Raw genomic sequence first — 21,048 nt, forward strand, 5'->3', positions numbered from 1 at the left:
GAGGGTCATTCGCGGGTGTCCGACACCCAGTTCGGGTCGTCGTTGTCCGAGCGCCGCCCCACCACACCCTCGGCCAGCCCGCTCAGCGGTCCCAGCTGCTCCGGAGCGAGGACGACGGCCAGCGAGCCGATGTTCTCGTCGACGCGGGCGGCCCGCCGCGTACCCGGGATCGGCACCACCGGCAGCCCGAACCGCTCCCCCTGCGCGCGGAGCCAGGCCAGCGCAACCTGCGCGGGGGTGGCGCCCAGCTCGGCCGCGATGCCCCGGACGGCGCGTACGAGCGCCTGGTTACGGTCGAAGGCGTCACCCGAGAAGCGCGGCAGCCCCGCGCGCCAGTCACCGGCCAGGGCGGCCCGGTCGGTGATCGTGCCGGTGAGGAACCCGCGCCCCAGCGGCGCGTACGGCACGAACCCCACGCCCAGCTCGGCCGCCATCGGCACCACCGTCCGCTCCACATCGCGGCTCCAGAGCGACCACTCGCTCTGCACGGCCGCGATCGGATGCGTGGCCTGGGCCCGCCGCAGCTCGTCGGCGGTCACCTCGGAGAGGCCCAGATGCCGGACCTTGCCCTGCTCGACCAGCTCGGCCATGGCTCCGACCGTCTCCTCGACGGGGACCGAGACATCGCGGCGGTGCAGGTAGTACAGGTCGATGGTGTCGATACCCAGGCGCTCCAGGCTCGCGTCCGCCGCGGCCCGTACGTACGCGGGGTCACCGCGCGTCGTCATGCCCTCCGTACCCGTGCCCGACTCGCCGAGGACGACGCCGAACTTGCTGGCCACGGTCACCTCCGCGCGCCGCTCGGCGAGGACCCGTCCGACCAGGCGCTCGTTCTGCCCGGCGCCGTACACGTCCGCCGTGTCGATGAGCGTCACGCCCCGGTCGAGCGCGTGGCGCAGGGTGGCCAGGGATTCCGCCTCCTCGGCCGGGCCGTAGACATCGGACAGGCCCATCGCTCCGTAGCCGAGCGCGCCCACCACGAGCCCGTCGCCGAGTGTGGTGGTGGGGACGTGGGTCATCGCCGGGTCCTTGGGAATCGCAGAGGGGCGGGGTGGAGGGTGGTGGTCGGGGCCGGCCGCCGCTCCTTCCACACAACCACCGCGCGCCGCGTCCCGCACCACCGAGTGTCAGACGGTCCGGGCCGGGGCGCGCCCGGGTAGTTTCGGGGCGATCGAGCCGAACGAGGTCCGCCCATGCCGCCGCTGTCCTTCGCGTACCTGCTGAGATGGCTGCTGGGCAGCGAGCGCTGGCAGCGACTGCATGTGAGGGCGGCCGTGTGGGCCGCGCTGGCCGTCGTGGTGATCCTGCTGGCCGGCTCCTGGATCATCGTCCCGTTCGAGGCGTCGGCTCCGCACGCGACCATCACGTCCTTTCCGCTCGCTCTGTGGTGGTCGATCGAGACGGCGACCACCGTGGGGTACGGGGACCTGTATCCCGTCACCGCGCCGGGGCGTGTCATCGCCACCGTCGTGATGCTCGGGGGGATCTCCGTGTTCAGCATCGTCACGGCGTCCGTCGCCACCTGGTTCGTCGGCGGTGCCGCCCGCCACGCGCGCCAACTGGCGCTGGCCGTCGAGCGAGCGGAGCACGAGGGGAGGGCGGGCGTCTCGGAGGAGACGCGCGCCCTCCACGAACGCTTCGACCGTCTGGAACGCCTGCTCATGGACCGCGGCGGCCAGGCACCCCCGAAGGACCCCTGACCGGTCACGACACCGGGCCACCGGCCCACGGCCTACGCCTCACGGCTCACGGCTCACGGCTCACGGCTCACGGCTCGGCGATCTCCCGGAGCTCGACGGTGATGTCGAACTCGTCCTCGTGGATCTCCACAAAGCGCCGGGTCCACTCGATCGCCTGCTCCTTGTCCTTCGCCTGCACGATCGCGTACCCCCCGATGACCTCCTTGGCCTCGGTGAACGGCCCGTCGGTGACACTGAGCCTCCCGCCGCTCTGCCGAAAGCGCACCCCCTGCGCGGACGGCGTCAGCCCGGCGGTGTCGAGCAGCACTCCGGCCTTGGTCATCTCCTCGATCAACTCGCCCATGCGCCGCATCAGCTCGGGACTCGGCCCACCGGCGGGCGCGTTCTTCTCATTGGTGCTGACCGTGGACAGATAGCGCGGCATGGTGACTCCTCGGTGTGTACGGCGGGCTGTTCCCCGCCACTCACCCTTACGTCGAAGGTGAGCCCCCCGGATCGACACACGCCGGGAATTCCTTTCGGGTGTACGTCCTCATCCACCGTCAGGAGGGCAAGCACGCCTTCTCCGACGCGGTACCGGGTGACGCCCCCGGCGCCGCGCACTACGCCACCAAGGTCGAGGTGGAACCGGGCCCACCGGCCGGCTATTGCGCCGCGACCGACTCGAAGCGCCAGCGGTGGGGTGGGCGGGCGATGAGGTCCGGGGGCGGGGTGGGGAGTTCGGGGAGATCCGCGTCGTAGGGGGCGTCCCACCAGGTGATGACCAGCACGCGGTCCTGAGGGGCGCGCAGGAGTTCCCGGCGCAGGGGGGCGTACGGCAGTTCGCGCGCCCGCGCCCACTCCAGCAGCTCCGCGCCCCGGCCGGGCGCCGCCTTCGCCTCCCACATCAGGGCGACCGTCATGAGTACAGATTGTCCTTCGCCACTTCATGCACATGGTCGTGATCGTGCCGGTGGTCCTGGTCCTGCCCCGGCACATGCGGCTCCGTCACCGGCAGCGACGAGTCCGCCGAGAGCTCCCAGTCCGACGCCGGCCGGTTGCGCGCCACCATCTCCGCGCCCAGCGCCGCCACCATCGCGCCGTTGTCCGTGCACAGCCCCGGGCGCGGCACCCGCAGCCGGATGCCCGCGCGCTCGCAGCGCTCCTGGGCGAGCGCGCGCAGCCGGGAGTTGGCCGCGACGCCGCCGCCGATCATCAGATGGTCCACGCCCTGGTCCTTGCAGGCACGGACGGCCTTCCGGGTCAGTACGTCGACCACCGCCTCCTGGAACGAGGCCGCCACGTCCCGTACGGGCACCTCCTCGCCCGCGTTCCGCTTCGCCTCGATCCAGCGGGCCACCGAGGTCTTCAGGCCCGAGAAGGAGAAGTCGTACGGCGCGTCGCGCGGGCCGGTCAGTCCGCGCGGGAAGGCGATCGCGGACGGGTCGCCCTCCCTCGCCAGCCGGTCGATCACCGGGCCGCCCGGGAACCCCAGCTGGAGCACCCGCGCGATCTTGTCGAACGCCTCGCCCGCCGCGTCGTCGATGGTCGAGCCCATCGGCCGCACATCGGCCGTGATGTCCGGCGCGAGCAGCAGCGACGAATGGCCGCCGCTGACCAGCAGCGCCATGGTCGGCTCGGGCAGCCGGCCGTGTTCCAGCTGGTCGACGCAGATGTGGGAGGCCAGGTGGTTCACCCCGTACAGCGGCTTGCCCAGCGCGTACGCGTACGACTTCGCCGCCGAGACCCCCACCAGCAGGGCGCCCGCGAGGCCGGGGCCCGCGGTCACGGCGATGCCGTCCAGATCGCGCGCGGAGATCCCCGCCTCCTTCAGCGCGCGCTCGATCGTCGGAACCATCGCCTCCAGATGCGCGCGGGAGGCGACCTCCGGCACGACACCGCCGAAGCGCGCGTGCTCGTCGACGCTCGACGCGACGGCGTCGGCGAGCAGGGTCGTCCCCCGGACGATGCCGACGCCGGTCTCGTCGCAGGAGGTCTCGATACCGAGAACGAGGGGTTCGTCAGCCATGGGTCTCAGTTCCTTGATGGGTCTTCACGTGGTGGCGCATGACGAGCGCGTCGACATTGCCCGGCTGGTAGTAGCCACGCCGGAACCCGATCGGCTCGAAGCCGAACCGCTCGTACAGCCGCTGCGCCCGGAGGTTGTCCACCCGCACTTCGAGCAGCACCTCCTCGCACTCGAAGGCGGTGGCGTGCTGGAGCAGATCGGTGAGCAGCCGGGAGCCGAGGCCGGTGCCCCACTGGTCGCCGGCGGCGGCGATGGTCTGTACGTCGCCGAGCCCCCCGGCGGCGGCGAGTCCTGCGTATCCGACGATCCGGCGGCTCCCGCCCTCCGTCGTCTCGGCCACCACGTAGCGGCGGGTGGCCCGGGGGCCGCGCGCGTGGGCCAGTTCCGACCAGAACATGGCCGGGGACCAGGCGTCCTCGGGGAAGAGGTCACGTTCGAGCGCCAGCACCGGCTCGATGTCCCACCAGCGCATCTCCCGCAGGGCGACGGCGGGAGACGCGGCGCTGTCGGCAGGGGTCACGTCGGCCGCATCGGTCCCGTCCGCCGCATCAGTCGCGTCCGTCACTTCGGCGTGACCACCTTGTAGTTCTTGGGCACCTGCGCGTCGGGCCGGCGCAGATACAGCGGCAGCGCCGGCAGGAACTCCCCGCCGGACGCCAGTCTCTCCGCCGCCAGCGAGGCGAGCGCCGCGGCCGACTGGTGCTCGGGACCGCGGGCGTCCGGGAAGGTGTCGGGGTAGAGCAGCGCCCCGGCGCCGACGGCGGGCAGTCCCGCGAGGGCCTCCGCGATATCGGCGGGCCGGTCGACGGCCGGTTCGGTCAGCCGGGTGCGGGGGTCCGCGTACCGCGCCCAGTAGACCTCCTTGCGCCGGGCGTCCGTCGCGACCACGAAGGGGCCTTCGGCCCCGGAGGCGTACGCGAGGCCGTCGAGCGTGCACAGCCCCCGCACCGGCACCCCGAGCGCGGAGCCGAGGGTCAGCGCCGTGACCAGGCCGACGCGCAGTCCCGTGTACGGGCCGGGGCCGACGCCGACGATCACGTCCGTGACGGCGTCCGGTTTCAGTCCGGCCCCGGCGAGGACCCGGTCGACGGCGGGCAGCAGCAGTTCCCCATGGCGGCGCGCGTCGACCTGGCTCTCCTCGGCCAGGACGGAGCTGCCGTCGTGGAGGGCGACGGTGACGGCGGGCGTGGCGGTATCAACGGCGAGCAGAAGCACGCAAACAGCCTACGGCTCCCGGCCCCAAGGCACGGCGCCCCGCCCCGTCAGCCGCCTGCTGCTAACGTCACCAACTAGTCATACGTACGAGAGGTGGATCAAGGTGTCCAGGAGCAGCTCGGGAATCGTGGCCGGGCTCACCGCGGCTGCCGTGGCCGTGGTCGGTTTCCTCGCCTACCAGGCGTCGGCGCATGTCCCCGACGCCTTCGCCAAGCCCAAGGCACCCCGTACCGCACCCTCCGGCGCCGCCGGGGCCCCCGCGCAGAAACCGAAGGATCCGCATGCCCTGCCCGCCGAGTCGGGCGAGGGCGACCGGGTCGTCTACGCGCTGGCCGACCGGCGCGTGTGGCTGGTGGAGAAGAACCGGGTGACCCGGACCTTCGCGGTCATGCCGAGCACCGTCAGCCCCGAAGCCGGCTCGTACCAGGTGACCTCCCGGTCGGGATCGGTCACGGGCACGGACGGGGTACGGATCGAGCATGTCGTGCGATTCGCGCTCGTCGGCGATGTCGCGATCGGCTTCAGCGCGGCGGTGGACGGCACGCTGTCGAGCCCCGATCCGACGCTGAAGACCGGCGGCGTCAGGATGAAGGTGGCGGACGGAAACGCGATGTGGACGTTCGCGACGGTCGGTTCCAAGGTCGTGGTCGTCCCGTAGGGCCGCGGGCCGGGCCCCTTGCCCGGCCGCCGCACGTGCCCGGCCTGCCCGGCCACGGCCACCCGGTCGGCCCCGACCTCTTCCCGGCCTCCTACCGCACTCTTACGCGGCGTCGCGCTCTCTCGCGGCGTCGCGTCTCTGTTCCCGCTCGCGCCGCGACTCCAGCTCCCCGGCCTCCCCGGCCTCGGCGTCCTCGGCCGCCCGCGCCTCGGCGACCGCCACGGCCGACGGCTCGCACGGCGGCGTCGACACGGCCGCCGCCGAAGCGCAGGCCGCCAGCAGATCCTTCATGGAAACGGACGACGGCGAGAGCGACCGCGTCGGATACGAAGTGGAGCTCGGACGCGACTCATGTGCCGGCGCCGGCATGGATGCCTCCTGAGTGTTCGGGGGCAGGCGTAGTTAGGTAGACCTAACCACTTCTCCGTACCATGTCACCACGTACGGCACGGCACGCGCAACATTTTGCCGACGTCTTGTCGGAATGTACGGAACGGCTGGCCGAATCAGTGGATGAGCGCGGCCAGATCCGCGTCCGACCAGCGGCTGCCGAAGCCGGTCACGGTGACGACGCGCCGTTCGTCAGCACCGGCGTCGCCCGGATCAGCCCCCGTATCCACGTTCGCGTCCGCGTTCGTCTCCGTGTTCGTCTCCGCGTTCGCATCCCCGTCCAGCGTCCGGTCCGCGCCCACGGTCCGGTGGATCACCACATGCAGCCGGTCGTCCGACAGCTCCTCGACCTTGCCGTCGCCCCACTCCACGACCACCACGGAGTCCGGCAGCGAGACATCCAGATCAAGGTCCTCCATCTCGTCCAGCCCCCCGCCCAGCCGGTACGCGTCGACATGGACCAGCGGGGGGCCGCCGACCAGGGACGGATGGACCCGGGCGATCACGAACGTCGGGGAGGTGACGGCGCCGCGGACGCCAAGGCCCTCGCCGAGACCGCGCGTGAGGGTGGTCTTGCCCGCGCCGAGTTCGCCGGTCAGCATCACCAGATCGCCGGGGCGCAGGAGGGCCGCGAGTCCACGGCCCAGCTCCCGCATCCGCTCCGGGGTCTCCACGGTGAGGCGGACGGCCGGCCGGTCAGGGCTGTCGGTGCGGTCGGGACGGTCCGTACGGCGGGGGGCGGGCGCGGCCTCAGCCGCCGGGCCCTGCGGTGCTTCCATGAGTGCCAACGTTAGCCGCTGCCGGCATCGCGCCGACCCGTGCCAGCAGGTCGGCGAGCCGGTCCGTGACGGCCTCCGGATGCTCCAGGATCACCAGATGCCCGGCGTCCGGTACGAGCACCAGCTCCGCGTCGGGCAGCAGATCGCCGATGGCCTCGCTGTGCGTGCTGGGGGTCACCAGATCGCTCTCCCCTGCCAGAACCAGCGCCGGGATCTCCAGAAAGACCGCGAGCGCCTGTGCCTTGTCGTGGTCGGTGAAGGCCGGGTAGAACTCCGCGACCACATCGATCGGGGTCGACTCGATGAGCCGCTCGGCGAACCGTACGACCGCCGGGTCCACGTCCTTCGAGCTGAAGGAGTACCGCTTGATCAGCCCCGCGAAGAGATCCGCCGTCGCCCGCCGGCCGCGCTCGACCAGCTCGGCCTGGGAACCGAGCGCCTTGAGCACGCCGGGCAGGACTCGCCGTACGGCGTTCACGCCCGCGACCGGCAGGCCCCAGTTGACCTCGCCGAGCTTTCCGCTCGATGTGCCGATGAAGGCGGCACCGACGACCCTCTCCCGCACCAGCTCCGGATACTGGTCGGCGAGGGCCATGATCGTCATCCCGCCCATGGAGTGGCCGACGAGCACCAGCGGGCCCTCGGGCGCCGCCGCGTCGATGACGGTCCTCAGATCGCGGCCGAGCTGGTCGATGGAGACCGGGACCGCGCCGGGTCCCTGCTGGGCGGCTCCGCGCGCGGAGCGGCCGTGGCTGCGCTGGTCCCAGTGGACGGTACGGACGAGTCCGCGCAGGGCGGCGCGCTGGAAGTGCCAGGAGTCCTGGTTGAGGCAGTAGCCATGGCTGAAAACAACCGTGACCGGTGCGGGGGTCTTCCGGCCGAAGAGCCTGCGCCGGCGCGGGCCGGCCGCCGGATCCGCGCCGGCCGCGGCCTCGGGGTCGACCTCGTCGATCTCGTAGTACAGCTCCGTACCGTCGTCGGCGAGCGCCTTGCCCGGGGTGCCGCGCAGCGCGCCGTACGGACCCGACGCGTCGAGCGCGAGCCTGGCCCTTCTGCGCATTCCCCGGCCGACGGTCAGCCTCTCGATCGCGACCCCGGCCGCCGCACCCGCGGCGATCACGCCTATCGCGGCTCCGGCGACGCCTGCCTTGCGCCAGTTGCCCGTGACCGACGCCATCATGGCGGCGGCCCTGGACGCCGTGTCACCCGCCGCGCTGCTCTCGCTCACCGTGCGCTCCTCGTCGTTCCGGCGGAATCTTCCCCGTCGTGCCGATCTTCACCCGGCGGAGGTCACACGGGCCGTTGCCCCTTCAACATACCCAGGGGGGCAACCGACACGTTCGAGCCAGTCGTGCGGACCGCTCGTCGCCCCGGTCATGCGGACGGCTCGTCCACATAGACGCGGGGGACGCGTGCACCGATACGTGTGACGATCTCGTAGGCGATGGTGCCCGCCGCCTCGGCCCAGTCCTCGGCGGTCGGCTCGCCGCGGTCGCCGGGGCCGAACAGGACGGCGGTCGCGCCCGGCTCGGGGATGTCGCCGCCGAGGTCGACGACGAACTGGTCCATCGCGACCCGCCCGGCCACCCGCCGCCGCACCCCGCCCACGAGGACCGGCCCGCGGTCGGAGGCATGGCGCGGGATGCCGTCGGCGTAACCGAGGGGTACGAGCCCGAGGGTCGTCTCCCGCGACGTGACATAGCGGTGGCCGTAGCTGACGCCGTGGCCCTCCGGCACCCGCTTGACCAGGGCGACGGAGGCGGAGAGCGTCATCGCGGGCCGCAGGCCGAAGTCCCGCGAGGTGCCGAGCTCGGGGCTCGGGGAGATGCCGTACATGGCGATGCCGGCCCGTACGAGATCGAAGGACGCCTCGGGGAGGGTGAGCGCGGCCGCCGAGTTGGCGATATGCCGGACCTCGGGCTCGACGCCCTCCTTCTCGGCGTACGCGACCATCTGATGGAAGGCGTCGAGCTGGGCGGCGATGGAGGGATGGCCCGGCTCGTCGGCGCAGGCGAAGTGGGACCAGAGGCCGGTGACCCGGACCAGACCGGCGGCCTGCGCGTCGAGCGCGGCGGCCACCAGTTCGGGCCAGTCGGCGGGCTGGCAGCCGTTCCGGCCGAGGCCGGTGTCCGCCTTGAGCTGGATACGGGCGGGACGCGCCGCCGCGCGCGCCGCGTCGGTCACCTCACGCAGGGCCCACATCGCGCTGACGGACATGTCGAGATCGGCCTCGATGCCCTCCCGCCAGGGGTCGCCGGGCGTCCAGAGCCAGCACATGACCCGGCTCTCGATGCCCGCCGCGCGCAGGGCGAGCGCTTCATGGGGGGTTGCCGTGCCCAGCCAGGTGGCGCCCGCGTCGAGGGCCGCCCGCGCGGTGGGCACCATGCCGTGTCCGTATCCGTCGGACTTCACGACACCCATCAGGGCGACGCCGGGTCCCACGCGGGAGCGCAGCGCGCGCACATTGCCCCGCAGGGCGGCGAGATCGACTTCGGCCCGCGCGCGGACACCGGTCGACGTGTGTGTGTTCTCGGTCATCGTGCCCAGTCTCTCAGAGCGATGTCCGGCGCCGGTGCGATGTCACCGAGGCCCGGCGCGGCCGCCGTCGGCATCCCCGGCCCACGAACCCCGGCCCACCAACCTCGGCCCACGAATCTCAGCCCACGACGTTCCGCCACGCCTCCGGCAGGTTCTCCGCCACGTCGTCCGCCGCCAGCGGCGCGTTCCTCGATGCCAGCCGGGCCGAGAGGCCATGGAGATAGGCCGCCACCGACGCCGCGTCGCGGGCCGGCAGTCCGGCGGCGAGCAGGGAGCCCGACAGGCCGGAGAGGACGTCCCCGCTGCCCGCCGTGGCCAGCCAGGACGTGCCCGTGGGATTCACCCGGACCGGAACGGCCGGGTCCGGGTCGGCGACCAGCGTCGTCGACCCCTTCAGCAGCACCGTCGCGCCGTACCGCGCCGCCAGCTCCCGTACCGCCGTCAGCCGGCCCGCCTCCACCTCCGGCCTGGCGACGCCGAGCAGCGCCGCCGCCTCGCCCGCGTGCGGGGTGAGGAGGGTCGGGGCCGTACGTCCCCGTACGGTCGCCGCGTCCAGCAGCCGCAGCCCGTCCGCGTCCACCAGCACCGGGACGTCCGAGGCCAGGACGTCCGCCACGGCGGCCTCGGGGCCCGAGCCGTCGCCCGGGGCGTCTCCCAGTCCGGGGCCGACCGCCCAGGCCTGGACCCGGCCCGCCTTCGACGGCGGACCCTCGTGCACCAGCGTCTCCGGGAAGCGCGCGATCACCGCGTCCGTGCCGGGGCCGACATAGCGGACCGCGCCCGCGCCGCCCCGCAGCGCGCCCGAGACCGCGAGCACCGCCGCGCCCGGATAGCGCACGGAGCCGGCCACCACACCGACCACACCGCGCCGGTACTTGTCGCTCTCGCCCGTCGGCACCGGCAGCAGCCGGGCCACATCCTCGTGCTGGAGCGCTTCCAGTTCCGGCACGGACGGCAGATGGGGCGCGAGGCCGATGTCCACGAGCCGTACCGCGCCCGCGTGTTCCCTGGCGGGGTCGATCAGCAGGCCCGGTTTGTACGTACCGAAGGTCACCGTCACATCGGCGCGCAGCGCCTCACCCGTCACCTCCCCGCTGCCCGCCTCGACACCGCTCGGCAGATCGACGGCGACGACCAGGGCGCCGGAGCCGCGGGCCGCCCGTGCCACCGGTACGGCGTCGGGGCGCAGCCCGCCGTGTCCGCCGATGCCGGTGATGCCGTCGAGCACGAGGTCCGCGGCGGTCAGTACGTCGAAGGGGTCGTCGGCGACGCGTCCGCCCGCGCCGAGCAGCGCCGTCAGCCCGCCCTCGTGGGTCCGGCCGGGGGCCAGCGGTACGACGGTGACGGCGGCGCCGCGACGGGCCAGCCGGGCCCCGGCGTGGAGGGCGTCACCACCGTTGTCCCCGCTGCCGACGAGCAGGACGACACGTGCCCCGTACACCCGTCCCAGCAGATCCCGCAGCAGGCCCGCGCAGGCCGCGGCGAGACCGGCGGCGGCGCGCCGCATGAGCGCGCCCTCCGGCAGCCGTGCCATCAGCTCGCGTTCGGCGCTCCGTACCGTCTCCACGCTGTACGCAGTACGCATTCGACCAGCCTTTCCACCGTCGTCGCCCGCGTTCGCCCACCGTCGCCGGCCGTCCTCGGCCTATCCTCAACCCTCCGCGATCACCACGGCGGACGCCACCCCCGCATCGTGGCTGAGCGAGACATGCCAGTTCCGTACGCCCAGCTCCGCGGCGCGCGCCGCGACCGTTCCCCGTACCCGCAGCCGTGGCTGCCCGCTGTCCTCGACGCATACCTCGGCGTCCGCCCAGCGCAGTCCGACGGGCGCGCCCAGCGCCTTGGCCACGGCCTCCTTCGCGGCGAACCGCGCCGCCAAGGAGGCCACTCCACGCCGCTCGCCGCTCGGCAGCAGCAACTCCCGCTCCGAGAAGAGCCGGTCGGCCAGTTGCGGTGTCCGCCGCAACGACTCCCCGAACCGGTCGATCTCCGCCACGTCGATCCCCACCCCGATGATCAACTCATCCTCCTTGTCCGGCTTCTCGCCGTCCTTACTCCACGGTCACGGACTTCGCCAGGTTCCTCGGCTGGTCCACCTCATTGCCGCGCGCCGTCGCGAGCTCGCACGCGAACACCTGCAACGGCACCGTCGCGACCAGCGGCTGAAGCAGCGTAGGCGTCGCGGGGATACGGATCAGATGATCCGCGTACGGCACCACCGCGTCGTCCCCCTCCTCCGCGATCACGATCGTGCGCGCGCCCCTGGCCCGGATCTCCTGGATGTTGGACACGATCTTGTCGTGCAGCACCGAACGCCCGCGCGGCGAGGGTACGACCACCACCACCGGCAGATCCTCCTCGATCAGCGCGATGGGGCCGTGCTTCAGCTCACCGGCCGCGAACCCCTCGGCGTGCATGTACGCCAGTTCCTTGAGCTTGAGCGCGCCCTCCAGGGCCACCGGATAGCCCACGTGCCGGCCCAGGAACAGCACCGTCCGCTTGTCCTTGAGCGAGCGCGCCAGGGCCCGTACCGGCTCCATCGTCTCCAGGACCCGCTCCACCTCGCGGGAGATCCGCGACAGATCCCGGATGACGGCCCTGATCTCGTCGCCCCACTTCGTACCGCGCCGCTGCCCCAGATACAGCGCGACCAGATAGCAGGCCACCAGCTGGGTCAGGAACGCCTTGGTCGAGGCGACGGCGACCTCGGGGCCCGCGTGCGTGTAGAGGACCGCGTCCGACTCCCTCGGGATCGTCGAACCGTTCGTATTGCAGATGGCCAGCACCTTCGCGCCCTGTTCGCGGGCGTGCCGCAGCGCCATGAGCGTGTCCATGGTCTCGCCGGACTGCGAGATCGCGACCACCAGCGTGCGCCGGTCCAGGATCGGGTCCCGGTAGCGGAACTCGCTGGCCAGCTCCACCTCGCAGGGCAGCCTCGTCCAGTGCTCGATGGCGTACTTCGCGATCAGCCCGGCGTGGAAGGCCGTCCCGCACGCCACGATGACGACCTTGTCCGCCTCGCGCAGCACGGCGGCCGGGATACGTACCTCATCGAGCGTCAGCGAGCCCTCGGCGTCGATCCGTCCGAGGAGGGTGTCCGCGACCGCCTTGGGCTGTTCCGCGATCTCCTTGAGCATGAAGTAGTCGTAGCCGCCCTTCTCGGCGGCGGACGCGTCCCAGTCCACGTGGTACGAACGGACGTCGGCCGGCGCGCCGTCGAAGTCCGTCACCAGCACGCCGTCGCGGCGCAGTTCGACGACCTGGTCCTGGCCGAGTTCGATCGCGGCGCGCGTATGGGCGATGAACGCGGCGACGTCCGAGGCGAGGAAGGACTCGCCGTCCCCGACGCCCACCACCAGCGGGGAGTTGCGGCGCGCGCCGACCACCACGTCCGGCTCGTCGGCGTGCACGGCGACGAGCGTGAAGGCTCCCTCCAGCCGCCGGCACACCTGCCGCATCGACTCGGCGAGATCGCCGCACGACGAGAACGCCTCGGCGAGCAGATGCGCCACGGCCTCGGTGTCGGTCTCCGACTCCAGGTCATGGCCGCGCCCGGCGAGCTCGGCGCGGAGCGCGGCGAAGTTCTCGATGATGCCGTTGTGTACGACGGCGACGCGTCCCGCGTTGTCCAGATGGGGGTGGGCGTTGACATCGGTCGGGCCGCCGTGTGTGGCCCACCGGGTATGCCCGATACCGGTGGTGCCGCTCGGCAACGGCCGTTCCACCAGCGTCTTCTCCAGGTTGACGAGCTTGCCCGCCTTCTTCGCAGCGGCCAGCCCGCCGTCGGCGAGCACCGCGACTCCGGCGGAGTCGTACCCCCGGTACTCAAGCCGTTTGAGGCCCGCGATGACCACGTCGAGCGCCGACTGTCCTCCGACATATCCCACGATTCCACACATGTCGGCAGCCTAGGTGGTGTCCGGTCGATCTTCGTGGACCGGTCGGTGGGGCGCTCCATGCGTCTCGTAGCGCCCCGGGCACGTGACTTAGCACACCACCCACCGGGGCCCACCACCCCCGACAATGGCAAGGTGATCACTTCGCCGCCACGAAGCGCCCCACGCCGGGGCGACCATGGGCCGACGCCCTATGTCGACCTCAGCCGGGCCGAGTGGAGCGCACTGCGCGACAAGACGCCGCTGCCCCTCTCCGCCGAGGAGGTCGAGCGGTTGCGCGGGCTCGGCGATGTCATCGACCTCGACGAGGTACGGGACGTCTATCTGCCGCTCTCCCGGCTGCTCAATCTCTATGTCCAGGCCACGGCGGGGCTGCGCGGCGCGCTGAACACCTTCCTCGGGGACGCGGGCAACGGGCACGGCGCCCAGCGCGGCACACCGTTCGTCATAGGCGTGGCGGGCAGTGTCGCCGTCGGGAAGTCCACGGTGGCCCGGCTGTTGCAGGCGCTGCTCGCCCGCTGGCCGGAGCACCCCCGCGTCGAACGCGTCACCACCGACGGCTTCCTGCTCCCGATGAAGGAACTCCAGGCCCGTGGGCTGATGTCGCGCAAGGGCTTCCCCGAGTCGTACGACCGCCGGGCGCTGACCCGCTTCGTCGCCGACATCAAGGCGGGCAAGGACGAGGTCACCGCGCCGGTCTACTCACATCTGATCTACGACATCGTGCCGGACGAACTGCTCACCGTACGGCGGCCCGACATCCTCATCGTCGAGGGTCTCAACGTCCTCCAGCCCGCACTGCCCGGGAAGGACGGCAGGACCAGGGTCGGTCTCGCCGACTACTTCGACTTCAGCGTGTATGTCGACGCCCGCGCCGAGGACATCGAGAGCTGGTATCTGAACCGCTTCCGCAAGCTGCGCGAGACGGCCTTCCAGGACCCCGCTTCGTACTTCAGGAAGTACACCCAGGTCTCCGAGGAGGAGTCCCTCGACTACGCCAGGACGATGTGGCGGACCATCAACAAACCCAATCTCCTGGAGAACGTGGCGCCCACGCGCAGCCGCGCCACACTGGTCCTGCGCAAGGGCCCCGACCACAAGGTCCAGCGGCTGTCTCTGCGCAAACTCTGAAGAGCTGAGGAACCGTCAGCGTGCTGCATCTACGTCTGCTCGTGCCCACCGGGCGTACCGACGAGGTCGTGGGGGCCGTGGAGCGTACCGTCGGCACGACGCATCTCGTCGTCGTGCCGGGGGCCTCCCGCGACCCGGTGGGCGATCTGGTCATGTGCGACGTGGCGCGCGAGGCGTGCGACGGACTGATCGCGGATCTGCGCGGCCTCGGGATCGACGAGACCGGTTCGATCTCGGTGGAGAACATCGACCTGTCGCTCTCGAAGCGGGCGGACGAGGCGGCGGAGGAGGCGCCCGGCGAGGGCGCCGACGCCGTGCTGTGGGAGCACTTGGAGGACGTGACCCACGAGGAGTCCTCGCTCTCCCTCACCTATCTGGCGTTCCTCACCCTCGCGACGATGATCGCGGCCTGCGGTGTGGTGCTGGACAACGCGATCCTGATCGTGGGCGCGATGGCGGTGGGTCCGGAGTTCGGCCCGCTGGCCGGGATCTGTACGGCGCTGGTGCAGCGCGCCCCGCTGCTGGCGTGGCGCTCGCTGATCGCGCTGATCGCCGGGTTCGCGGTGGCGATGGGGCTGACGACCGTCTTCAGTCTGGTGATGGACGGTTTCGGGCTCTTCACGGAGTCCATGCTGGAGGCCGACCGCCCGAACACCTCGTTCATCTGGAACCCGGACCTGTTCTCCCTGGTGGTGGCGGCGCTCGCGGGCGTGGCCGGGACGCTCTCGCTGACCTCCGCGAAGTCGGGCGCGCTGGTGGGGGTCGCCATCTCGGTGACGACGGTCCCGGCGGCGGCCAACGCGGCAGTGGCCCTCGGCTACGGCGACTTCGCGCAGGTATGGGGCTCCAGCAGCCAGCTCCTGCTGAACCTGGCGGGCATCGTCGCCGCCGGTACGCTCACGCTGCTCGCCCAGAAGGCCCTGTGGGCGAAACACCGGGGACGGATACGGCGTACGGGCGTCCCCCGCGTACGGCCCTGAACCGGCACCGAACCCAGTGCCCCTCCCGGCAATGTTTGCCCCGTCGCGTCGTCCGGCGCGCACGAGGCGGCCCACGTCAGGCGGCCCGGGCCCCCGCCGGGGTCCGGGCCGCGAGAACACCTTGCCGGCTCAGTGCCTTCAGCCGAGCGCCGACTTCACCGCGTCCGCCAGCCGGCTCGCCACCGAGCGCGCCTGGTCGATGTCGGCCGCCTCGACCATCACCCGCACCACCGGCTCCGTGCCCGAGGGGCGCAGCAGGACGCGGCCCGTGGAGCCCAGTTCGCGCTCGGCCTCGGCGACCGCCGACGCCAGTTCGGCGGAGGTCTTCACCCGCGACTTGTCGACGTCGGGCACATTGATGAGCACCTGCGGCAGCCGTCGCATGACACCCGCGAGGTCGGCCAGCCCTCGGCCCGTCGCGGCGACCCGGGCCGCGAGCAGCAGACCGGTGAGGGTGCCGTCGCCGGTGGTGGCGTGGTCGAGGACGATGACATGGCCCGACTGCTCGCCGCCGAGTGCGTAGCCGTGCTCCTTCATCGACTCCAGTACGTAGCGGTCGCCGACCGCGGTCTCGACGAGATGGATGCCCTCGCGCTCCATCGCGAGCTTGAACCCGAGGTTGGACATGACCGTCCCGACCACCGCGTCACCGCGCAGCGTGCCCGCCTCGCGCATCGCGAGGGCGAGTACGGCGAGGATCTGGTCGCCGTCGACCTCCTCGCCCGCGCCGTCCACGGCCAGACAGCGGTCCGCGTCGCCGTCGTGCGCGATGCCGAAGTCGGCGCCGTGCTCGACGACCGCGGCCTTGAGCTGGTCCAGATGGGTGGAGCCGCATCCGTCGTTGATATTCAGCCCGTCCGGCTCAGCGCCGATCGTGATGACCTCGGCGCCGGCGCGGGTGAACGCCTCCGGTGACACCCGGGCCGCCGCGCCGTGTGCCTCGTCCAGGACGACCTTCAGCCCGTCGAGCCGGTTCGGCAGCACAGCGATCAGATGTGCCACGTACTGATCGAAACCTTCGTCGTACGAGCGGACCCGCCCGACTCCGGCACCGGTCGGCCGCTCCCAGGGGGCGCCGGTGCGGTGCACGGTGTTCTCGTAATAGGCGGCCTCGATACGGTCCTCCAGCTCGTCGGCGAGTTTATGGCCGCCGCGCGCGAAGAACTTGATGCCGTTGTCGGGCATGGCGTTGTGGCTCGCGGAGAGCATCACGCCGAGGTCCGCGCCGAGCACCCCGGTGAGATACGCCACCGCGGGGGTCGGCAGCACACCGACCCGCAGGACGTCCACGCCCGCGCTCGCCAGGCCCGCCACGACAGCGGCCTCCAGGAATTCACCGGAGGCACGGGGATCGCGTCCGACCACCGCCGTGGGCCGATGCCCCTCGAATGTCCCCACTTCGGCGAGCACATGCGCCGCCGCGACCGAAAGTCCGAGCGCCAGCTCGGCCGTCAGATCGGCGTTGGCGACACCGCGCACACCGTCCGTGCCGAAGAGTCGTCCCACAGCTCTCCCTCCGAGAACGCCCGGAGCCGGCATCACCGATCTCACCCCGAGCGAAAAGATTTCGAAAACGCAAACCCATGCAAAGTTCTGAGCGCCTGATGCTGTTATACGCCCGAGTAACCAATAAAACGAACGCCCCGGCAGCACGGAGTGCCGCCGGGGCGTTCGGATGCCGTAGAGGGCCGTAAAGCCAGCCGGCAAGCGAGCGATTTAGCGCTTGCTGTACTGCGGCGCCTTGCGGGCCTTCTTCAGACCGGCCTTCTTGCGCTCGACCGCGCGGTCGTCGCGGCTCAGGAAGCCGGCCTTCTTCAGCGGGGCGCGGTTGTTGTCCACGTCCGCCTCGTTCAGCGAGCGGGCCACACCGAGACGCAGGGCGCCGGCCTGGCCGGAGACGCCGCCACCCGAGATACGGGCGATGACGTCGTAGCGGTTGTCGAGCTCAAGCACCTTGAAGGGCTCGTTGACAGCCTGCTGGTGCACCTTGTTGGGGAAGTAGTCCTCAAGGGTGCGACCGTTGATCTTCCACTTGCCGGTGCCCGGGACGATCCGGACGCGGGCGATGGCGTTCTTGCGACGGCCCAGGCCGGCCGCCGGCTGCGGGTCGCCGAAGCGGGACGCCATCGACTCGGAGGTGTACTCGCCCTCGACCGGGGTCTCCGACTCGAAGGTCGTCACCTCGGCGTACGTCTCTTCCGCCTCGGGGGCTTCGACGGGGGTCTCTGCAGTGGTCTCGGCCACGATGCTCCTCAGATTTCTTTTCGTCTTAGGGGGTGGCCGGAACTACTGCGCGACCTGGGTGATCTCGAACGGGACCGGCTGCTGAGCGGCGTGCGGGTGCTGGTCACCCGAGTACACCTTCAGCTTCGAGAGCATCTGACGGCCCAGGGAGTTCTTGGGGATCATGCCCTTGATGGCCTTCTCGACGGCCTTCTCGGGGTTCTTGGCGAGCAGCTCGTCATAGCGGACGGAGCGCAGACCACCCGGGTATCCGGAGTGGCGGTACGCCATCTTCTGGGTCCGCTTGTTGCCGGACAGGTGCACCTTGTCGGCGTTGATGATGATGACGAAGTCACCGGTGTCGACGTGGGGCGCGTAGATCGCCTTGTGCTTACCGCGCAGAAGGTTGGCGGCGGTGGTCGCCAGACGGCCCAGGACGATGTCCTGCGCGTCGATGATGTGCCACTGGCGCGTCACATCGCCGGGCTTGGGGCTGTACGTACGCACGGTCGTATGCCTTCGCTTCTTCAGTGAAAGTGGAGTCCTGACAAGGCCACCCGGACGATCACGACAGCCCTGGTGGTACTCCGGGGACGCAACCCGTGCACTACCGCTGTCCATCGGCCCGGTGGACCGGCGTAAGGGCCCCTCGCGTGAGAACGACCAAGCCAATACGCATAACGAACCAGAAGAATACCGTCGGTGCCCCGTACGGGTCAAAACGGGGGTCGCGTCCCTCGGGCCCCAGGTGCCAAGGGGCGCGCGCCCATATCGCCCGTACCACCCGCGCGCGCTCCCCCGTACGGTCCGTTACCGCTCCCGTACCACCCGTCGCTCGTCCCACACGGGCTCCGTCGTCTCCCGTACGACCCCGTCCGAGCCGAATACCAGATACCGGTCGAAGGAGCGCGCGAACCAGCGGTCGTGGGTGACCGCGAGCACCGTCCCGTCGTAGACCTCAAGGCCGTCCTGAAGAGCCTCCGCCGACTCCAGGTCCAGGTTGTCGGTCGGCTCGTCCAGGAGCAGCGCGGTCGTGCCGCACAGTTCGAGGAGCAGGATCTGGAAGCGCGCCTGCTGGCCGCCCGACAGCTTCTCGAAGGGCTGGTCGCCCTGGCGCTCCAGCTCGTAACGGCGCAGCACGCTCATCGCGCCGCCGCGGTCCTTCGCGTGCTCCGTCCACAGGATGTCGACCAGGGTGCGGCCCAGCAGCTCGGGGTGGGCGTGGGTCTGCGCGAAGTGGCCCGGTACGACCCGCGCGCCCAGCTTCCAGGTGCCGCTGTGCCGTACGTCCTCACCGGCCAGCAGCCGCAGGAAGTGGGACTTGCCGGAGCCGTTCGAACCGAGGACCGCGACCCGCTCGCCGTAGTAGATCTCCAGCGAGAACGGCTTCATCAGCCCGGTCAGCTCCAGGTCCTCGCAGGTCACGGCCCGCACGCCGGTACGGCCGCCCCGCAGCCGCATGGTGATCTCCTGCTCGCGCGGCGGCTCCGGCGGCGGCCCGGCGTCCTCGAATTTCTTGAAGCGCGTCTGCATCGCCCGGTAGCGCGAGGCCATGTCGGGGCTGATCGCCGCCTGCTGCCGCAGCCGGTGCACCAGCGCCTTCAGCCGGGCGTGCTCCTCGTCCCAGCGCCGCTTCAGCTCCTCGAAGCGCGCGAAGCGCTCCTTGCGCGCCTGGTGGTACGTACCGAACCCGCCGCCGTGCACCCACACGTCGGAGCCGGCCGGGCCGGGCTCCACGCTGACGATCTTCTCGGCGGCCCTGGCCAGCAGCTCCCGGTCGTGGGAGATGAAGAGGACCGTCTTACGGGTCTCCTTCAGCCGCTCCTCCAGCCACCGCTTGCCCGGCACGTCCAGATAGTTGTCCGGCTCGTCGAGCAGCAGCACCTGGTCGGGCCCGCGCAGCAGCGCCTCCAGCACCAGCCGTTTCTGCTCGCCGCCGCTCAGGGTGCGCAGCTCGCGCCACTGCGCCTTCTCGTACGGGACACCGAGCGCCGCCGTCGTGCACATGTCCCAGACCGTCTCGGCCTCGTAGCCGCGCGCCTCCGCCCAGTCGCTCAGCGCCTGCGCGTACCGCATCTGCGCGGCCTCGTCGTCGACCGTCATGATGCCGTGCTCGGCCGCGTCCACGGCCGTCGCGGCTTCCCGCACGCGCGGCTGCGCGACCGAGACCAGCAGGTCACGGACCGTGCGCTCGTCCCGTACCGACCCCACGAACTGCGACATCACACCGAGCCCGCCGCTGACCGTCACCGAGCCGCCGTGCGGCGTGAGCTCCCCCGCGATCAGCCTCAGCAGCGTGGTCTTGCCGGCGCCGTTGGCCCCGACGAGAGCGACGACGGAGCCCTCCGCGACGCGGAACGAGGCGTCGCCGAGCAGCACCCGTCCGTCGGGGAGGTAGTACTCCAGGTGCGCGGCGTCAACATGTCCCATGTCCGGCATTGTCGGTGCAGGTGGCGCCGGAGCCCAATCCTTTTCGGATTCCCGGGCCGCTCCCCGGTCATCGGGCGGTCTAAACTCGCGCCATGAGCTTTGGGCAAGGGGGGCCCTCCTGGGGCGGCCCCGGTTCACCGGACCATGACCCGCACGGCACACAGACACCGGATTGGGCCGCTCTCGCGGACGCCTCCGCCGCGCGTACCCGTCGCAAACGCTGGCTGATGATCGGTGGTGGCGTGCTCGCGACCGGCGCGATAGCCGCGATCGTGGCGACCGCCGTCGTCTCCATGAACGGCGGGAACGACCGCGGCACGGAGAACACCGCCAACGATCTGCCCACGCCCACCGATCTGCCGGACCAGAGCCCCGAGGCGGAGCCCACCTTCTCCTCGGTCCAGCCGCTGCCGCCGCCGAACCCGAAGGACTATGTCTCCGGCGCCGACAAGGACAAGGCGCCGCTGAGCGCCGACACCCTCTTCCCCGGGGACAAGCTCACGATGAGCGACCGCGTCTACGCGAAGGGTGCCACGGCCCGCACCACCAACTGCGCCGCGGCGGCACAGGGCGCGCTCGGCTCCATCCTCGCCTCGAACAGCTGTGACCAGGTCATCCGCGCCACGTACAGCAGGGACGGGGTCGCCGTCACCGTCGGCGTCGCGGTCTTCGAGACGGAGGCGCTGGCGCTGAAGGCCAAGGACCAGGCGCAGGACGGCATCGCCTCGCTCTCCGGCGCCGGTGTGCCGACCTTCTGCCGGGCTCCCTCGATCTGCCGCAAGACCACCAACTCGTACGGCAGGTACGTCTACTTCACGGTCGGCGGCTTCACCTCCGGCAAGAACGTCACCACGGCGGACAAGGACGTCTTCACCACCGGGGACGATGTCGCGGAGTTCGCCTTCCGCCAGATCCTCGAACGGGGCAGGGCCCAGGCGTCGGCCGCGGCCACGGCCCCCGTCGACCAGTAACCCGGTCCCGGCCCCACAGCCCCCGCCCGCGCGCGCCGTGGCCGTTCCCCGGCACGGCGCGTGCTCCGCGCTGTGTACAGTCTGCGCAACTTGTGGGGCGCTGGTGAACGCACAGAGGACGTGGGGTGG

Annotated in this window: 22 protein-coding genes; 5 read left to right on the plus strand and 17 right to left on the minus strand. The window is 71.5% G+C overall.

Annotation, left to right across the window (positions count from 1 at the left end):
* Positions 1–5: 5 nt before the first annotated feature.
* Positions 6–1,019 (minus strand): aldo/keto reductase, encoded by a 1,014-nt coding sequence (locus M1203_RS05255; RefSeq protein ID WP_249948303.1) that lies wholly within the window; start codon positions 1,017–1,019, stop codon positions 6–8.
* 174 nt (positions 1,020–1,193) lie between these two features.
* Between M1203_RS05255 and M1203_RS05260 the strand changes: the two genes are divergently transcribed.
* Positions 1,194–1,700, plus strand: a complete 507-nt coding sequence (locus M1203_RS05260; RefSeq protein ID WP_249948304.1) for a potassium channel family protein — start codon at positions 1,194–1,196, stop codon at positions 1,698–1,700.
* 67 nt (positions 1,701–1,767) lie between these two features.
* On the opposite strand, the gene M1203_RS05265 is transcribed toward M1203_RS05260, so the two are convergent.
* The 5 genes from M1203_RS05265 to tsaB form a co-directional block, all read right to left on the minus strand.
* The gene (locus M1203_RS05265; protein ID WP_249948305.1) at positions 1,768–2,124 is read right to left on the minus strand and encodes a YciI family protein; all 357 of its coding nucleotides are present in this window, start codon (positions 2,122–2,124) and stop codon (positions 1,768–1,770) included.
* A 220-nt stretch (positions 2,125–2,344) separates the two neighbouring features.
* A complete protein-coding gene (locus M1203_RS05270; RefSeq protein WP_249948306.1) occupies positions 2,345–2,602 on the minus strand; it encodes a hypothetical protein in 258 nt (85 codons plus the stop codon).
* Positions 2,599–3,708: a tRNA (adenosine(37)-N6)-threonylcarbamoyltransferase complex transferase subunit TsaD gene (gene tsaD, locus M1203_RS05275; protein WP_249948307.1), complete on the minus strand. Its 1,110-nt coding sequence runs from the start codon at positions 3,706–3,708 to the stop codon at positions 2,599–2,601. Before tsaD ends, M1203_RS05270 begins: the two co-directional genes overlap by 4 nt.
* Complete coding sequence (gene rimI, locus M1203_RS05280; protein WP_249948529.1) at positions 3,701–4,180, minus strand: ribosomal protein S18-alanine N-acetyltransferase; 480 nt, start codon at positions 4,178–4,180, stop codon at positions 3,701–3,703. Before rimI ends, tsaD begins: the two co-directional genes overlap by 8 nt.
* Before the next feature lie 89 nt (positions 4,181–4,269).
* A complete protein-coding gene (tsaB, locus tag M1203_RS05285) occupies positions 4,270–4,923 on the minus strand; it encodes a tRNA (adenosine(37)-N6)-threonylcarbamoyltransferase complex dimerization subunit type 1 TsaB (RefSeq protein ID WP_249948308.1) in 654 nt (217 codons plus the stop codon).
* 103 nt (positions 4,924–5,026) lie between these two features.
* Here tsaB and M1203_RS05290 point away from each other — a divergent pair, with 103 nt between their 5' ends.
* The gene (locus M1203_RS05290; RefSeq protein WP_249948309.1) at positions 5,027–5,581 is read left to right on the plus strand and encodes a L,D-transpeptidase; all 555 of its coding nucleotides are present in this window, start codon (positions 5,027–5,029) and stop codon (positions 5,579–5,581) included.
* Positions 5,582–5,683: 102 nt separating this feature from the next.
* Here M1203_RS05290 and M1203_RS05295 read toward each other — a convergent pair whose 3' ends face one another.
* The 7 genes from M1203_RS05295 to glmS form a co-directional block, all read right to left on the minus strand.
* A complete protein-coding gene (locus M1203_RS05295) occupies positions 5,684–5,872 on the minus strand; it encodes a hypothetical protein (RefSeq protein WP_249948310.1) in 189 nt (62 codons plus the stop codon).
* A 215-nt stretch (positions 5,873–6,087) separates the two neighbouring features.
* Complete coding sequence (tsaE, locus tag M1203_RS05300; RefSeq protein WP_249948311.1) at positions 6,088–6,750, minus strand: tRNA (adenosine(37)-N6)-threonylcarbamoyltransferase complex ATPase subunit type 1 TsaE; 663 nt, start codon at positions 6,748–6,750, stop codon at positions 6,088–6,090.
* Positions 6,722–7,978 (minus strand): alpha/beta fold hydrolase, encoded by a 1,257-nt coding sequence (locus tag M1203_RS05305; RefSeq protein ID WP_374401961.1) that lies wholly within the window; start codon positions 7,976–7,978, stop codon positions 6,722–6,724. The genes tsaE and M1203_RS05305 overlap by 29 nt, the downstream gene beginning before the upstream one ends.
* 146 nt (positions 7,979–8,124) lie before the next feature.
* Positions 8,125–9,288, minus strand: coding sequence for an alanine racemase (alr, locus tag M1203_RS05310; RefSeq protein ID WP_249948312.1), 1,164 nt, complete (start codon positions 9,286–9,288; stop codon positions 8,125–8,127).
* A 118-nt stretch (positions 9,289–9,406) separates the two neighbouring features.
* Complete coding sequence (locus M1203_RS05315; protein ID WP_249948313.1) at positions 9,407–10,873, minus strand: NAD(P)H-hydrate dehydratase; 1,467 nt, start codon at positions 10,871–10,873, stop codon at positions 9,407–9,409.
* Between the two features lie 66 nt (positions 10,874–10,939).
* Positions 10,940–11,308 carry a holo-ACP synthase gene (locus M1203_RS05320; RefSeq protein ID WP_249948314.1) on the minus strand — a complete coding sequence of 123 codons (369 nt, stop codon included), beginning with the start codon at positions 11,306–11,308 and terminating at the stop codon, positions 10,940–10,942.
* Positions 11,309–11,339: 31 nt separating this feature from the next.
* The gene (glmS, locus tag M1203_RS05325) at positions 11,340–13,187 is read right to left on the minus strand and encodes a glutamine--fructose-6-phosphate transaminase (isomerizing) (protein WP_249948315.1); all 1,848 of its coding nucleotides are present in this window, start codon (positions 13,185–13,187) and stop codon (positions 11,340–11,342) included.
* A 132-nt stretch (positions 13,188–13,319) separates the two neighbouring features.
* On the opposite strand from glmS, the gene coaA reads away from it, so the two are divergent.
* Entirely contained in the window at positions 13,320–14,315 is a 996-nt protein-coding gene (gene coaA, locus M1203_RS05330) for a type I pantothenate kinase (RefSeq protein WP_249948316.1), read from the plus strand.
* Positions 14,316–14,335: 20 nt separating this feature from the next.
* Positions 14,336–15,295: a DUF389 domain-containing protein gene (locus tag M1203_RS05335; protein WP_249948317.1), complete on the plus strand. Its 960-nt coding sequence runs from the start codon at positions 14,336–14,338 to the stop codon at positions 15,293–15,295.
* Between the two features lie 138 nt (positions 15,296–15,433).
* Here M1203_RS05335 and glmM read toward each other — a convergent pair whose 3' ends face one another.
* The 4 genes from glmM to M1203_RS05355 all read right to left on the minus strand — a co-directional run bounded on the left by glmM (position 15,434) and on the right by M1203_RS05355 (position 19,948).
* The gene (glmM, locus tag M1203_RS05340; protein WP_249948318.1) at positions 15,434–16,801 is read right to left on the minus strand and encodes a phosphoglucosamine mutase; all 1,368 of its coding nucleotides are present in this window, start codon (positions 16,799–16,801) and stop codon (positions 15,434–15,436) included.
* 210 nt (positions 16,802–17,011) lie between these two features.
* Positions 17,012–17,539, minus strand: coding sequence for a 30S ribosomal protein S9 (gene rpsI, locus M1203_RS05345; protein ID WP_249948319.1), 528 nt, complete (start codon positions 17,537–17,539; stop codon positions 17,012–17,014).
* A gap of 42 nt (positions 17,540–17,581) precedes the next feature.
* Positions 17,582–18,025, minus strand: coding sequence for a 50S ribosomal protein L13 (gene rplM / locus M1203_RS05350; protein ID WP_249948320.1), 444 nt, complete (start codon positions 18,023–18,025; stop codon positions 17,582–17,584).
* A gap of 303 nt (positions 18,026–18,328) precedes the next feature.
* Complete coding sequence (locus M1203_RS05355; RefSeq protein ID WP_249948321.1) at positions 18,329–19,948, minus strand: ABC-F family ATP-binding cassette domain-containing protein; 1,620 nt, start codon at positions 19,946–19,948, stop codon at positions 18,329–18,331.
* A 92-nt stretch (positions 19,949–20,040) separates the two neighbouring features.
* Between M1203_RS05355 and M1203_RS05360 the strand changes: the two genes are divergently transcribed.
* Complete coding sequence (locus M1203_RS05360; protein ID WP_249948322.1) at positions 20,041–20,919, plus strand: hypothetical protein; 879 nt, start codon at positions 20,041–20,043, stop codon at positions 20,917–20,919.
* The last annotated feature ends 129 nt before the right edge of the window (positions 20,920–21,048 follow it).

Origin of the sequence: Streptomyces sp. 35G-GA-8, from assembly GCF_023534745.1 — a bacterium.
Lineage (GTDB): Bacteria > Actinomycetota > Actinomycetes > Streptomycetales > Streptomycetaceae > Streptomyces.